Source organism: Streptomyces sp. NPDC059875, assembly GCF_042731085.1.
Taxonomy (GTDB): domain Bacteria; phylum Actinomycetota; class Actinomycetes; order Streptomycetales; family Streptomycetaceae; genus Streptomyces.
The window spans coordinates 45602-58593 of record NZ_JBHWJZ010000005.1 but is presented as its reverse complement, the minus strand read 5'-3'; the positions used below and the strand labels follow the sequence as shown (position 1 = coordinate 58593).

The 12992-nt window shown below is 72.8% G+C and carries 13 protein-coding genes and 1 other RNA gene; 7 read left to right on the top strand and 7 right to left on the bottom strand.

Features of this window, described 5'->3' with window-relative positions; genetic code table 11:
• Positions 1-108 precede the first annotated feature (108 nt).
• Positions 109-237: a hypothetical protein gene (locus ACFV9D_RS07835; protein ID WP_385142562.1), complete on the bottom strand. Its 129-nt coding sequence runs from the start codon at positions 235-237 to the stop codon at positions 109-111.
• Positions 238-284: 47 nt separating this feature from the next.
• Entirely contained in the window at positions 285-1406 is a 1122-nt protein-coding gene (locus ACFV9D_RS07830; RefSeq protein ID WP_385142560.1) for a hypothetical protein, read from the bottom strand.
• Positions 1407-1653: 247 nt separating this feature from the next.
• Here ACFV9D_RS07830 and ACFV9D_RS07825 point away from each other — a divergent pair, with 247 nt between their 5' ends.
• The 5 genes from ACFV9D_RS07825 (at position 1654) to ACFV9D_RS07805 (ending at position 6733) form a co-directional block, all read left to right on the top strand.
• A complete protein-coding gene (locus ACFV9D_RS07825) occupies positions 1654-2694 on the top strand; it encodes an ABC transporter substrate-binding protein (protein WP_385142557.1) in 1041 nt (346 codons plus the stop codon).
• An 82-nt stretch (positions 2695-2776) separates the two neighbouring features.
• Positions 2777-3595 (top strand): Nif3-like dinuclear metal center hexameric protein, encoded by an 819-nt coding sequence (locus ACFV9D_RS07820; protein WP_385142554.1) that lies wholly within the window; start codon positions 2777-2779, stop codon positions 3593-3595.
• Positions 3592-4335: a zinc ribbon domain-containing protein gene (locus tag ACFV9D_RS07815; RefSeq protein WP_385143185.1), complete on the top strand. Its 744-nt coding sequence runs from the start codon at positions 3592-3594 to the stop codon at positions 4333-4335. Before ACFV9D_RS07820 ends, ACFV9D_RS07815 begins: the two co-directional genes overlap by 4 nt.
• Complete coding sequence (locus ACFV9D_RS07810) at positions 4335-5831, top strand: bifunctional RNase H/acid phosphatase (protein ID WP_385142551.1); 1497 nt, start codon at positions 4335-4337, stop codon at positions 5829-5831. Before ACFV9D_RS07815 ends, ACFV9D_RS07810 begins: the two co-directional genes overlap by 1 nt.
• A gap of 83 nt (positions 5832-5914) precedes the next feature.
• Positions 5915-6733 carry a GNAT family N-acetyltransferase gene (locus ACFV9D_RS07805; RefSeq protein ID WP_385142548.1) on the top strand — a complete coding sequence of 273 codons (819 nt, stop codon included), beginning with the start codon at positions 5915-5917 and terminating at the stop codon, positions 6731-6733.
• Between the two features lie 18 nt (positions 6734-6751).
• On the opposite strand, the gene eda is transcribed toward ACFV9D_RS07805, so the two are convergent.
• Together eda and yaaA are read right to left on the bottom strand one after the other, a co-directional pair.
• Positions 6752-7384, bottom strand: a complete 633-nt coding sequence (eda, locus tag ACFV9D_RS07800; protein WP_385142545.1) for a bifunctional 4-hydroxy-2-oxoglutarate aldolase/2-dehydro-3-deoxy-phosphogluconate aldolase — start codon at positions 7382-7384, stop codon at positions 6752-6754.
• A 73-nt stretch (positions 7385-7457) separates the two neighbouring features.
• The gene (gene yaaA / locus ACFV9D_RS07795) at positions 7458-8222 is read right to left on the bottom strand and encodes a peroxide stress protein YaaA (protein ID WP_385142542.1); all 765 of its coding nucleotides are present in this window, start codon (positions 8220-8222) and stop codon (positions 7458-7460) included.
• 96 nt (positions 8223-8318) lie between these two features.
• Here yaaA and ACFV9D_RS07790 point away from each other — a divergent pair, with 96 nt between their 5' ends.
• Positions 8319-9764 (top strand): RNB domain-containing ribonuclease, encoded by a 1446-nt coding sequence (locus tag ACFV9D_RS07790; RefSeq protein WP_385142539.1) that lies wholly within the window; start codon positions 8319-8321, stop codon positions 9762-9764.
• A gap of 1 nt (position 9765) precedes the next feature.
• Here ACFV9D_RS07790 and ACFV9D_RS07785 read toward each other — a convergent pair whose 3' ends face one another.
• Together ACFV9D_RS07785 and ACFV9D_RS07780 are read right to left on the bottom strand one after the other, a co-directional pair.
• On the bottom strand, positions 9766-10569 hold the full coding sequence (locus ACFV9D_RS07785; RefSeq protein ID WP_385142537.1) for a hypothetical protein: 804 nt from the start codon (positions 10567-10569) through the stop codon (positions 9766-9768).
• On the bottom strand, positions 10566-11333 hold the full coding sequence (locus ACFV9D_RS07780; protein WP_385142534.1) for a MerR family transcriptional regulator: 768 nt from the start codon (positions 11331-11333) through the stop codon (positions 10566-10568). The genes ACFV9D_RS07785 and ACFV9D_RS07780 overlap by 4 nt, the downstream gene beginning before the upstream one ends.
• 96 nt (positions 11334-11429) lie before the next feature.
• On the opposite strand from ACFV9D_RS07780, the gene rnpB reads away from it, so the two are divergent.
• An RNA gene (gene rnpB, locus ACFV9D_RS07775) (RNase P RNA component class A) lies at positions 11430-11830 on the top strand.
• Between the two features lie 61 nt (positions 11831-11891).
• Here the strand turns inward: rnpB and ACFV9D_RS07770 are convergent.
• On the bottom strand, positions 11892-12905 hold the full coding sequence (locus ACFV9D_RS07770) for a PASTA domain-containing protein (RefSeq protein WP_385142531.1): 1014 nt from the start codon (positions 12903-12905) through the stop codon (positions 11892-11894).
• Positions 12906-12992: the final 87 nt, after the last annotated feature.

Sequence of the window (12992 nt, the reverse complement as noted above, 5' to 3'; positions counted from 1 at the left end):
CCGAGTCGCTCGGCGGGATTCTCCCCGAGGCGCTGACGTACTGAGCGCGGCCCGGAAGGGCGGAGAAGAAGAACCGGCCCCGGGGGATTCCCCCGGGGCCGGTTCACATCACTGCGCTTCCGCGTCGCGGCGGTGGCGGCCGTGGGGGGAGGAGGTGGACTCCTCCGACGGCGCCGCCTCGCCGCGATGCTTTCCGGAGCCGTGCGGCTCCGTCCCGTCCGTACGTGCTTCCGACATGGTGGAACTCACCCCGTAGTGATCGCTGTTGTCGTGCGGCCGTGAGTCTAGCCAGCGGCTTTACGGTCGGCGAGGGGTGCCTGCTGGAGTGGGACGGGGCGGCAGACGCGCGGTTCGGCCGAGACCGTGACCGACGCCGTGGCGGGCTCCGGATCCGGCGGGACCTCCAGGCCCACGAGGCCGCAGGGCGTCTCCTCCGTCGCGTACGGCAGCCGCAGCACGCCCTCCGCCGTCCAGACCCCCGAGCCGGCCAGCCACCCCGCAGGAGCGGCCAGTTGGTGCATCCGGCGATCCGAAGGGCGCCACATCCCGACCCAGCTCCCCGCCGCCGCGTCGATCCGCAGCGCGACCGAGCAGCCTTCCGGCAGCAGCGCCTGCCCCGGCTGCACGGCGAACGGCGTCACCGCCGCGTCGTCGAGCCGCAGGCAGTCGGGGAAACGGATCGGCAGCAGACTGCCGAGGACGCCCCAGCCGAGCCGCTCGTGCCCGGGGGACGGAGCGTCCGAGCGGATCATCAGCAGCCCGCTGTCCGGGTCGGCCATCAGCAGCCGGTCGTCGCTCTCCTCGGTGATCTGCAGTAGCGGAGTCACCTCCCCGCCCCGCTCCAGGTCGACCGCCACCGCCTTCACCGGGCCGTCGTCCAGCTGCCGGTCGAGGGCGAGCATCCGTCCCGTACGGTCCAGCCAGACCCCGCCCGTACAGCGGCCCTTGACCTCGGCGACCTGCTCGGGGCCGAACGCCCCGCCCGCCACCAGCCAGATCGTGGTGGTGTCCGTCCCGACGCACATCGCGTAGCCGCAGATGCCGTCCGGCGAGGGCGGCAGCAGGGTGAGGTTCTCGGACTCCACGGATCCCAGGGACAGTTCCCCCGTCCCCGGCCCCGTCGGGTAGAGCAGCGAGAACGTGTGCCGGTCGCCGTCCACCCGGCGTCCGCTCAGCACTCGCCCGTCCGCCAGCGGCAGCAGCTGCGTGTGGGGCTCCTCGGGCTGGTCGAGCGGAAGGGGTACGGCGTACGGCTCCGGCCCGTCGAGGGTCCACCGCTCCGCGTAGAGGGCGTCCCCCGTGCCGGCGAGCCGCGCCGCGTACGCCCCGTTCGCCGTGATCGTGAACCGCGCCGCCCACACCGCGCCGCCGTCCTCCGCCGCTGTCTCGATGGCACAGGCTGTCATCGACTCGTCACCTCCGGCCACCGAAGCTAGTTTTCGCACTTCCTGCCGAACAACACGAGCCCGGTCACTTCACACATAAGGGTGGCCATGAATCGATTTTGCTGAGGAGAGGGGGGCGGTTGTGCTGGAGAGGAGGGTGGGGCCTAAGGTAAGGCGACCCTAAGTGGAGTCTGTGACTCCGGGTGCGGGACCCCTTCCGTACCGGTTCGCGAGCCGCCGTCCCCGTACCCGTACAGGAGAACCCCTCATGTCCCTCCGCCGCCGCGGCACCGCCGCAGCCCTCGCCCTCGCCGCCGCGGTCTCCCTCGCGGCCTGCGGAAGCGGCGACGGCGCACCGGGCTCCACCTCGGAGAAGAAGGAGGACGCCGCCAAGAAGGACGTCGCCACGGGCGGCAAGGACTTCGGCGACGCGGCCGCCAAGACGGCCGCCATGGGGACGGACGCCAAGGCCGGCCAGTTCCCGCGCACCCTCACCCACGCGCTCGGCACGACCGAGATCACGTCCGCCCCGAAGCGGGTCGTCGTCCTCGACGTCGGCGAGCTCGACAACGTCGTCTCGCTCGGCATCAAGCCGGTCGGCTACGCCCCCGCCGAAGGGGACGATGGCATCCCCACGTATCTGAAGAAGGACGCGGGCAGCCCCAAGTCCGTCGGCACCATCAACAACCTCAACCTCGAGGCGATCGCCAACCTGGAGCCCGACCTGATCCTCGGCAGCCAGCTGCGCGCCGCGGACAAGTACGACGAGCTCTCGAAGATCGCCCCCACCGTCTTCTCCATCCGGCCCGGCTTCACCTGGAAGGAGAACTACCTCCTCAACGCCGCCGCCCTGGACAAGACCGCCGACGCGAAGTCCAAGCTGGCCGCGTACGAGACCAAGGCGAAGCAGCTGGGTACGGACATCGGCCCGAACAAGCCGTCCATCTCGATGGTCCGTTACCTCCCGGGCAAGATCCGCCTCTACGCCAAGGCGTCCTTCATCGGCACGATCCTCGAGGACGCCGGCCTGCCCCGGCCCAAGAACCAGCAGATCAACGACCTCGCCGCCGAGATCAGCCCCGAGAAGATCGACCAGGCCGACGCCGACTGGATCTTCACCGGCGTCTACGGCGACCCGAAGGCCACCAAGCGCGACACCGCCCAGGCCAACCCGCTCTGGAAGAACCTCAAGGCGGTCAAGGCCGGCCAGGCCAAGGACGTCCCGGACGAGACCTGGTACCTCGGCCTCGGCGTGACGGCGGCGAACAGCGTCCTCGACGACCTGCGCGCCGACCTCGTGAAGAAGTAACGGACGCCCGCGGCGGGCGGCGTTTCCCACGGTTGTCCACAGGCAGGACGGCGGGGCACGCAGGCCAGGTAGCCTTTGCCTCGTGCCCCGTCTGTCTGAAGTCATCGCCGCGCTCGACGCTCTCTGGCCGCCCGAGCGGGCGGAGCAGTGGGACGCCGTCGGCACCGTCTGCGGCGACCCCGACGCCGAGGTCACCCGCGTCCTCTTCGCCGTCGACCCCGTGCGGGAGATCGCCGACGAGGCGATCGCGCTGGGCGCCGACCTGATCGTCACCCACCACCCGCTCTATCTGCGCGGTACGACGACGGTCGCGGCCTCCCACTTCAAGGGCCGGGTCGTGCACACGCTCATCAAGCACGACATCGCCCTGCATGTGGCGCACACCAACGCCGACACCGCCGACCCCGGGGTCTCCGACGCTCTCGCCGGCGCCCTCGACCTGCGGATCACCGGCCCCCTGGTCCCCGAGAACAACCTCGGCCGGATCTGCGAGCTGGACCACCCCGAGACGCTGGCCGAGTTCGCGGCCCGGGCGGCGAAGCGGCTGCCCGCCACCGCGCAGGGGATCCGGGTCGCCGGAGACCCGCAGATGACCGTCCGCAAGGTCGCGGTCAGCGGCGGCTCCGGCGACAGCCTCTTCGACGCCGTACGGGCCGCGGGCGTGGACGCCTTCCTCACCGCCGACCTGCGCCACCACCCGGTCTCCGAGGCCACCCAGCACGCGCCCATCGGCCTGATCGACGCCGCCCACTGGGCCACCGAATGGCCCTGGTGCGAGCAGGCCGCCGCCCAGCTCGACGAGATTTCCGACCGCCACGGCTGGGACCTGCGCGTCCACGTCTCGAAGACGGTCACCGACCCCTGGTCCTCCCACCACACCTCCCCTGGAGCCCCCAACTGAACGCCGCGCCCGCCGACCAGATCCGACTTCTCGACGTCCAGGCCCTGGACGTCCGTCTCCAGCAGCTCGCCCACAAGCGCAAGTCCCTGCCCGAGCACGCCGAGATCGAGTCGCTGACCAAGGACCTCACCCAGCTGCGCGACCTGCTCGTCGCCGCGCAGACCGAGGAGAGCGACTGCGCCCGCGAGCAGACCAAGGCGGAGCAGGACGTCGACCAGGTGCGCCAGCGCGCCGTACGGGACCAGCAGCGCCTGGACTCCGGCGCCGTCTCCTCCCCCAAGGACCTGGAGAACCTCCAGCGCGAGATCACCTCGCTCGCCAAGCGCCAGGGCGACCTGGAGGACATCGTCCTCGAGGTCATGGAGCGCCGTGAGTCCGCGGCGGAGCGGGTGGCCGAGCTGACGGAGCGCGCTTCCGCCGTGCAGGCCAAGACCGACGACGCGACCGCCCGCCGCGACGCGGCGCAGGCCGAGCTGGACGGCGAGGCGGCGTCGGTCGGCAAGGAGCGCGAGCTGGTGGCCGGCTCCGTCCCGGCCGACCTGCTGAAGCTCTACGAGAAGCTGCGCGAGCAGCAGGGCGGTATCGGCGCGGCGCGGCTGTACCAGCGCAAGTGCGAGGGCTGCCACATCGAGCTGAACATCACCGAGCTGAACGAGGTCCGGGCGGCCGCCGCGGACACCGTGGTGCGGTGCGAGAACTGCCGTCGGATCCTCGTCCGCACGTCGGAGTCCGGCCTGTAATGACGGCCATCAGGGAAGTCGTCGTCGAGGCCGACGGAGGCTCCCGGGGCAACCCGGGGCCCGCCGGATACGGGGCGGTGGTCCTGGACCCGGTGACCGGCGAGACGCTGGCGGAGCGGGCCGAGTACATCGGCGTCGCGACGAACAACGTCGCCGAGTACAAGGGCCTGGTGGCCGGTCTGAAGGCGGCGCGTGAGCTGTTCCCGGACGCCAAGGTGCACGTCCGGATGGACTCCAAGCTGGTCGTCGAGCAGATGTCCGGCCGCTGGAAGATCAAGCACCCGGACATGAAGCCGCTGGCGGCGGAGGCGGCCCGGGTCTTCCCGGCGAGCCAGGTCCGCTACGAGTGGATCCCGCGCGAGAAGAACAAGCACGCGGACCGCCTCGCGAACGAGGCGATGGACGCGGGCAAGCGGGGCAAGCAGTGGGAGCCGTCGGCCTCCTCGGCGGCCCTGGACGCGTCGGCCGCGCGCAACGCGGCGACGGCGCCCTCGGGTCCCCCCGGCGATGCGACGGCGGGCGCGGCTCGTGCGCGGGCGGCGCTGGCGGGCGCGGGTACGGGCGCCGGTGCCGGTACGGGCTCCGCTGCGGGGCGTTCGGCTGCCGTCGGGGCCACCGGCGCGGCGCGCCCCGACGACGGCCTGTTCGCCGCCGAAGAGGCCATCGCGGCCCAGGCCCGCGCCTCGCTGGCCGCGGCCGGCACGGCCGAGCGGGAGTCCGCGGCGAGCGGTGACTTCGAGGCCGAGGCGGGCGTCCTGGGACACCCGGGCCATGCCGCTCACGGCCGAACGGCCGAGCCCGGCCCCGCAGCCGGTGCCGAGGGCGCTGCCCCGGCCCGCGCCGCCGCGCCCGGTTGGGGAGCGCCCGACATGGGGGTCCCTGCCACGTTCGTGCTGCTGCGGCACGGGGAGACCGCGCTCACGCCCGAGAAGCGGTTCTCGGGGAGCGGGGGCACCGACCCCGAGCTGTCCGCCGCCGGGATGCGGCAGGCCGAGGCCGTCGCCGCCGCGCTCGCCGCGCGCGGGACGATCCAGGAGATCGTCAGCTCGCCGCTCAAGCGCTGCCGCCAGACCGCGGAGACCGTCGCCGCCCGCCTGGGTCTCGACGTACGCATCGAGGACGGGCTGCGCGAGACCGACTTCGGCGCCTGGGAGGGGATGACCTTCGCCGAGGTACGGGAGCGGTACGCCGAGGACCTCGACGCCTGGCTCGCCTCGCCCAAGGCCGCCCCGACGGGCGGCGGCGAGAGCTTCGCGACCGTCTCGCGCCGCGTCTTTGCGACCCGGGACCGGCTCTCCGCCGCGTACGCGGGCCGCACCGTCCTTCTCGTCACGCACGTCACGCCCATCAAGACCCTGGTGCGGCTGGCCCTCGGCGCCCCGCCGGAGTCGCTGTTCCGGATGGAGCTCTCGGCGGCCTCGCTGTCGGCCGTGGCGTACTACGCGGACGGCAACGCCTCCGTACGGCTCCTGAACGACACCTCGCACCTGAGGTGAGCTGACGGCGCTTCACACCGAGCCAGGGGCGGGGCCACGGAATTCCGTGGCCCCGCCCCTCGTTCCGTAGCACCATCGACGCCATGACCTGGCACATCACCAAGGACGCCGGCGTCTTCAGCGCCGCCGCCCACGACCACTTCGCCGCCGACCCCGCGCGCAACACGGTGCTGCTCACCCTCAGCGAGGGCGCCCGCCGCCGGCCCATCGAGTCCGCGCGGTACGGCTGGTGGACCGAGCCGGACGGCCGGGTCACCGGTGCCTTCCTGTTCACGCTGCCCCACGAGCCCGCGCTCGGGCCGATGCCCGTGGCGGCGGCCCGCGCCCTCGTCCACGTACTGCCGGACGCGGCCGAGGTGACGAGTGTGCGCGGCGAGCGGGAGACGGCGGAGGCGTTCGCCCGTGAGTCCGGGCGCAGTTGGACGACCACGCGGCGGATGCGGCTCTACCGGCTCGGCGACCTCACGCCGCCGGAGCCCGCACCACCGGGCCGGGCGAGGACGGCGGTCGCCGAGGACATCCCCCTCGCCGTGGCATGGATGCGGAACTTCGCCCGCGACATCGGCGAGGACGGCGACGTCGACTACACCCCCAACATCGAGCCCCGCGTCGCCGAAGGCCGCCTCCACTTCTGGGAGACCGACGACGGACCGGTGTCGATGGCGAGCATCTCGCCGATCGCGGCCGGCCAGGCCCGGATCTCACCCGTGTACACGCCGGCCGAACTCCGCGGTCGCGGCTACGCGGGCGCCGTCACCGGCGCGGTCAGTCGGGCCGCTCTGGACGCGGGCGCGGAACAGGTCCTGCTCTTCACGGACCTGGCCAACCCCACCAGTAACGCCCTCTATCAGCGGCTCGGGTACCGCCCGGTGACCGACCACGTCGGTCTGGCGATCGCCTGACGGACTCCTGACGGCAGGTCAGCGAGCCCGCAGCTGCGCCGCCTCGCGTGCCAGCGACTCGACCCGCGCCCAGTCGCGGGCCGCGAGGGCGTCGGCGGGAAGCATCCACGTACCGCCGACGCAGCCGACGTTCGGGAGCGAGAGGTACGAGGGGGCGGAGGCCAGGGAGATGCCGCCAGTCGGGCAGAACCGGGCCTGGGGGAGCGGGCCGGAGAGCGACTTCAGATACGGGACGCCGCCCGCCGCCTCCGCCGGGAAGAACTTCATCTCGCGCACCCCGCGCTCCAGCAGCGTCACGACCTCCGAGGTGGTCGAGACCCCCGGCAGGAACGGCACGCCCGAAGCGGTCATGGCGTCCAGCAGGCCGTCCGTCCAGCCGGGGCTCACCAGGAAGCGCGCGCCTGCCCCGACCGCGTCCGCGACCCCGGCGGCCGAGATGACGGTGCCCGCGCCGACGACCGCGTCGGGGACCTCGGCGGCGATCGCCCGGATGGCGTCGAGCGCCGCCGGGGTCCTCAAGGTCACCTCGATCGCGGGCAGTCCGCCCGCGACCAGGGCGCGGGCGAGGGGTACGGCGTCGGCGGCGTCCTCGATGACGACGACCGGGACGACAGGGGCGAGGTCGAGGACAGAGGGCAGCGCGGAGGTCATGGCCCCCATCCTGCCCCCGTAGAGCAACACGCGCAACGAGCGTTGCGCGCTCTGCAACGCTCCCGTCCGACTCCTAGTGGATCTCGTCCACCAGCACGTCCAGGACCCCCGCCTTGCCCTCCTCCACCACGTACTTCAGATCCCGCAGCGCCTCCACCAGCTCCACCGGATCCTTCGGGGCCGCGCCCGCCTCCAGCAGACTCCGGACGATCCGCCCCTTCGTCGCCTTGTTGAAGTGGCTGACCACCTTCCGGGTCGGCGCGTGCAGCACCCGTACCGTCGCCGTCCGCGCCGCCACCTCGCCCTTCGGCCGCCACGCCGACGCGTACGCCGAGGACCGCAGGTCCAGGACGAGCCCGCCCCCGGCGGCCTCCGGCATGACGGTCGCCATCGCGCCCCGCCAGTGCGCACCCAGCGCCCCGAGCCCCGGCAGCTTCACACCCATGGAGCAGCGGTACGACGGAATCCGGTCGTCCACCCGCACCGCGCCCCACAGCCCCGAGAAGACCAGGAGCGAGGACCGCGCCCGCTTCCGCGCTTCCGCGTCCAGCGTCGCCAGGCCCAGCGCGTCGTACAGCACCCCCGTGTAGATCTCGCCGGCCGGCCGGGCCCCCGCCGTCCGCAGCTCCGTGTTCTTGGCGATCTCGCCGCGCAGCCCCTCGCTGAGACCGAGCACCTCGCGCGCCTTCTCCTCGTCTGCGGCGCACAGCTCGACCAGCTCGTCCAGGACCGCCGCCCGCGCCTCGGCCAGGCCCGGCAGCGACAGGGACTCCGGCTTGAGCGGCGCCCCAGGCCCCGACGCGGCCTTACCCTCCGACGGCGGCAACAGCACGAGCACGGTGGTTCTCCTTCGTACGTACGGGGCTGGGGGTGCGGCCCCAGAGCGTTCAGCCTACAAAGTGCCGGGCCACGCCCCCCGCCATACGCTCGGTCCATGCCCCGCCGCCACATTCACGTGACCGGCGCAGCCGAGGGCCTGCGGGCCGCGCTGCGCGCACTCAGGACCCGGATGCAGGTCCCGGACAGCTTCCCGCCGGCCGTCCTCGCCGAGGCGGAGGCAGCCGCGGCCTCCCCCCGGCTGCCGGAGTACGACGCCACCGACATCCCTCTCTTCACCATCGACCCGCCGGACTCCCGCGACCTCGACCAGGCCATGCACCTGGCCCGTCGGCCGGGCGGCGGCTACCGCGTCCACTACGCCATCGCCGACGTCGCCGCGTTCGTCACCGCGGGCGGCGAAGTCGACAAGGAGGCCCACCGGCGCGTCGAGACCCTCTACTTCCCCGACGAGAAGATCCCGCTGCACCCGCAGGTCCTCTCCGAGGGCGCCGCCAGCCTGCTGCCCGACCAGACCGTGCCCGCCCTGCTCTGGCGGATCGATCTGGACGACTACGGAGTCCAGGTCGCCGCCGACGTACGCCGCGCGCGCGTCCGCAGCCGCCTCAGGCTCGACTACGCCGGCGCCCAGCAGCTGATCGACGCGGGCACGGCGGAGGAACCGCTCGCCCTGCTCAAGACCGTGGGCACGCTCCGCGAGGCCCTGGAGGTCGACCGCGGCGGGGTCTCCCTCGACCTCCCCGAACAGGAGGTCGTCGAGAACGGCGACTCGTACACCCTCGTCTACCGCGCCCCGCGCGCCGTCGACGGCTGGAACGAGCAGATCTCCCTGCTCACCGGCATGGCCGCAGCGGATCTGATGATCGCCGCGGGCACGGGGATCCTGCGCACCCTCGGCGCCGCCCCGGACGGGGTCGACAAGCTGCGCCGCTCCGCGCAGGCGCTGGAGATCGACTGGCCGCACCACGTCTCGTACGCGGAGCTCATCCGCTCGCTCGATCCGGCGACCAACCCCCGGCACGCCGCGTTTCTGCTGGACGCCACCGGCCTGTTCCAGAAGTCCGCGTACGTCGACTTCGCGGACGGTCGGCTTCCGGAGTCCGTGGTCCATGCCGCCATCGCCGACGAGTACACCCACTGCACCGCGCCCCTGCGCCGCCTGGTCGACCGCTATGTGGGCGAGCTCTGTCTGGCGGCCGTCGCGGACCAGGCGCCACCCGCGTGGGTGAAGGACGCGCTGACGAAACTGCCGGCCGACATGGACAGGGGGCGCGGCAAGGAGGCCGACAGGGAGAGCATGGACGTCGTCGAGGCGGCGCTGCTGAAGGACCGGATCGACGAGGTCTTCGACGGGTTCGTGATCGACGTGAAGGACACCGAGGGGAAGAAGGGTGTCGTGCATCTGAAGGATCCGGCCGTGGTGGGCACCGTGAAGAGCCAGGAGGGGCTGGAGCAAGGGGAGCGGGTAAGGGTGAGGCTGAAGAAGGCGAACCCGGCGGACCCGGGCAGGGACAAGGTCCTCTTCGAGCACGTGGCGGAGTGAGTCACGCGGCCGCGACGGCCCGCGTCAACGCCCGGTGGAGCGCGCGGGCGTCGTCGGCGTGACAGCGGACGATCCGTACCGGCCGGGGACCGCCGAGGAACCGGGGCGCGTCGACCGGCCCGGTCAGCTCGATGGTGAGGGAGGTCTGCGAGGCGACGGCGAGGTTCAGCTCGCCCTCCGTCTTCTCGTGGGTGAAGACCAGCTCGTGCCGGATGGAGGCGATCCGGTCGAGCGGGATGCGGAGGTCGACGTGCGCGGCCCTCCGCAGGCGGAGCGCGTCGGGGGTGAGGACATGGGGCCGGGTCACGCAGGCGGCGTGGATCCCGAGGACGAAAAGCACCCCCGAATAGACATCCAGGACCAGCACGATCGCGTGGACGACGGGCCAGTCCGCGAGCAGGTACGACATGCCGACGGTCTCGACGAGGCAGACGAACGCGAAGCCGTACATGAGGGCGGCCTGGTCGCGGGCGTGCGGGAACACCTGGTCACCGGGGCGTACGCCGGTGCGGCGCCGGGCCACCCACAGGCCGAGGCTCGCCATCAGCCGCAGCTCGTGCCCGATGAGCCGCAGCACGGGCTCGGGCACCAGTTCCCCGAGGGCCTTGCGCGCGGAGAGCCCGCTCCGCCGGAGGCGTACGTACGCCACGAGGCCGGCGACGACGAGCAGAAGACTCGCGGCCTCGGCGGCGGCGAGGGCGGGCGCCGGTATCCGTACGCCGGCGACGAGACAGACGACGAGGACGACCTCGGCGGGCAGGGCGGCGTAGGCGACCCCGCGCAGGAGGCGGATCACGGCGGTCATCGGGCCCGCTCCTGGACCAGGCGGAGGGCGAGGACGACGGCGGCGCTCTGCGCCGGGGAGAAGTCGCCGAAGAACGCCTCGGTGAGCCGCCCCTGCGGCAGGCCGCCCTGCTCGCCGAGGTGCGCCACGAGCGTGTCCGGCAGACAGTCGGCGAGGGCCTGCGCCGCCTCCGTCACGCGCGGGTCGTCCGCGTCGGCGTCGGCGAGGGCGTCGAGCCGGGCGTACACGTCGTGGGCGCGCGCGACGGCCTGAGGATCCTCGGTCATGGTGCGCATCGCGCTCATGAGCTTCGACCGCTCCTCGTCCGGGGCCATGGTGTCGAGCAGCGCGAGCAGCTCGCGGTCCTTGGCGGCCATGGGGGACTCCGGGACCTCGCCCAGACCCGCGAAGAGGTCGGCCAGTTCGGCCGAGACGGGCCCCTCGGCGGTCAGCCGACCGGCCCGCGCCTCCTCGAGCAGTACGGCGAGGCGTGCCCGCCGCTCGCGGATCACCGCCTCCTGCCGCCCGAGATCGGCGTCCAGCTCGTCGAGGACCTCCACCAGCTCCCGCCCCTCGTCGTCGGCGAGCACGTCCCGCACCTCGTCGAGCCCGAGCCCGAGCTCGGTCAGCCGCCGGATCCGGGCGAGCAGGACGGCGTCGCGGATGCCGTACTCGCGGTAGCCGTTGGCCCGCCGTACGGGCTCGGGCAGCAGCCCGAGATGGTGGTAGTGCCGCACGGCCCGAGGGGTGACCCCGACGAGGGCGGCGATCTCGCCGATTCGCATGAGCCCAGTACAAACCCTGACGCTGCGGCAAGGTCAAGCGGAGCCGACGATGTCCAGCGGGGCCGACACGGCGGGTAGCATGGTCGGCACGGCAGACGAGCCGGGCGGGCGGCCGCGTGGGGATCCTCGGATCCTCCCGAGGAACGTCCGGGCTCCACAGGGCAGGGTGGTGGCTAACGGCCACCCGGGGTGACCCGCGGGACAGTGCCACAGAAAACAGACCGCCGGGGACCTCGGTCCTCGGTAAGGGTGAAACGGTGGTGTAAGAGACCACCAGCGCCTGAGGTGACTCAGGCGGCTAGGTAAACCCCACCCGGAGCAAGGTCAAGAGGGGTCGTCCTCGGACGACTCTGCGCGAACGCTCGAGGGCTGCCCGCCCGAGTTCGCGGGTAGACCGCACGAGGCCGGCGGCAACGCCGGCCCTAGATGGATGGCCGTCACCCCGACGACCGCGAGGTCCCGGGGCACAGAACCCGGCGTACAGCCCGGCTCGTCTGCCTTCCGACGTCGAGAAGCCCCCGACGGACGCATGTCCGGCGGGGGCTTCTCGCTGCGCGGTCAGCTGCCGTAGCCCCAGCGGGCCCGGCCGTCCTTGCCCATGAAGCACTTCGCGGGCCGGCCGTCGGTGGCGACGCCGCGGGCGCCCACGGGGGAGCAGAAGCGGCCGAACTGGATCCCGGTCTGGCCCCCGCCGGAGCCGCCGGACGTACTGGAACCACCTGACGACCCGGAGCCGCCCGACGAACCCGAATGGCGGGTGTCGTCATCGTCGTCATGGAGCTCGGTGTACTCGTTCGCCGGGCACGAGGTGCCGGGGGCGACCACCTTCAGGCGGGCCGTCTCGTACCGCGTATCGCGTACCTCGTCGCCCGCATCGGGGTCCTGGAAGCAGACGGTCCAGGAGTCGGGGTCGACGGGCGGGGTGACGTCGGTGTACGCGCCCTCGGCCTCGATCTTCGTGATGCCGATCCGCCGGACCGCCTCGGACGCCGTCTCGAAGGTCATGCCGACCACCTTCGGCATCCTGGGCCAGGGGACGGGTTCCCCGTCCTTCGGCGGGCAAGGGGCCTCGACCCGTACGACTCCGAAGTCCAGCGTCGGCCGGGAGCCTCCGCTGCCGGTCTGCGTCTGGAAGCACACGTGCCAGTTGTCGTCGTCCCACTGACCGGCGCTGCCCTCCGAGGCATCGTGCGAGACCGAGGCGAACCCGGCCGCGCGGGCGGCGGCCCGGGCCTTCTCCAGGTTCTGGCCAACGTAGTTCGGCGGAGGCGGGGGCGTGCTCGCGGACGGCGACGGGGACGAGGAGGCCGTCCGTGGAGCCTGCGTCCGCGCCGCACCCTTCGCGTCGGCACCGGCGTCCGGCTTCTCGGAGTCGGAGACCACGGCGGCGAAGAACCACAGCAGCGACAGCACCGTGGCCACGATCTTCCGGTTCCGGCTCCAGTCGCTCCGCCAGGCGCACACCACACCGGCCGGCGGGAACAGGACGAGCAGCGCGATGATCCCGCCGGGCCGCTGCCACCATCGGCGTGCGGGCGCGGCGGGCGTGGGGGCGTACGGCTGAGGCGGCATCAGACCAATCTCCGATAACGGATCGTCAACATCCTGTTGAAGTAGCGGCAGGAGTGTACTGCCGCCGCCGGAGCCCCTGACGGCCCG

Bases quoted from the DNA above. Each gene is read 5' to 3' on its own strand.
- ACFV9D_RS07835 (WP_385142562.1), bottom strand. From the start codon at position 237: ATGTCGGAAGCACGTACGGACGGGACGGAGCCGCACGGCTCCGGAAAG.
- ACFV9D_RS07830 (WP_385142560.1), bottom strand. From the start codon at position 1,406: ATGACAGCCTGTGCCATCGAGACAGCGGCGGAGGACGGCGGCGCGGTG.
- ACFV9D_RS07825 (WP_385142557.1), top strand. From the start codon at position 1,654: ATGTCCCTCCGCCGCCGCGGCACCGCCGCAGCCCTCGCCCTCGCCGCC.
- ACFV9D_RS07810 (WP_385142551.1), top strand. From the start codon at position 4,335: ATGACGGCCATCAGGGAAGTCGTCGTCGAGGCCGACGGAGGCTCCCGG.
- ACFV9D_RS07805 (WP_385142548.1), top strand. From the start codon at position 5,915: ATGACCTGGCACATCACCAAGGACGCCGGCGTCTTCAGCGCCGCCGCC.
- eda (WP_385142545.1), bottom strand. From the start codon at position 7,384: ATGACCTCCGCGCTGCCCTCTGTCCTCGACCTCGCCCCTGTCGTCCCG.
- ACFV9D_RS07790 (WP_385142539.1), top strand. From the start codon at position 8,319: ATGCCCCGCCGCCACATTCACGTGACCGGCGCAGCCGAGGGCCTGCGG.
- ACFV9D_RS07785 (WP_385142537.1), bottom strand. From the start codon at position 10,569: ATGACCGCCGTGATCCGCCTCCTGCGCGGGGTCGCCTACGCCGCCCTG.
- ACFV9D_RS07780 (WP_385142534.1), bottom strand. From the start codon at position 11,333: ATGCGAATCGGCGAGATCGCCGCCCTCGTCGGGGTCACCCCTCGGGCC.
- ACFV9D_RS07770 (WP_385142531.1), bottom strand. From the start codon at position 12,905: ATGCCGCCTCAGCCGTACGCCCCCACGCCCGCCGCGCCCGCACGCCGA.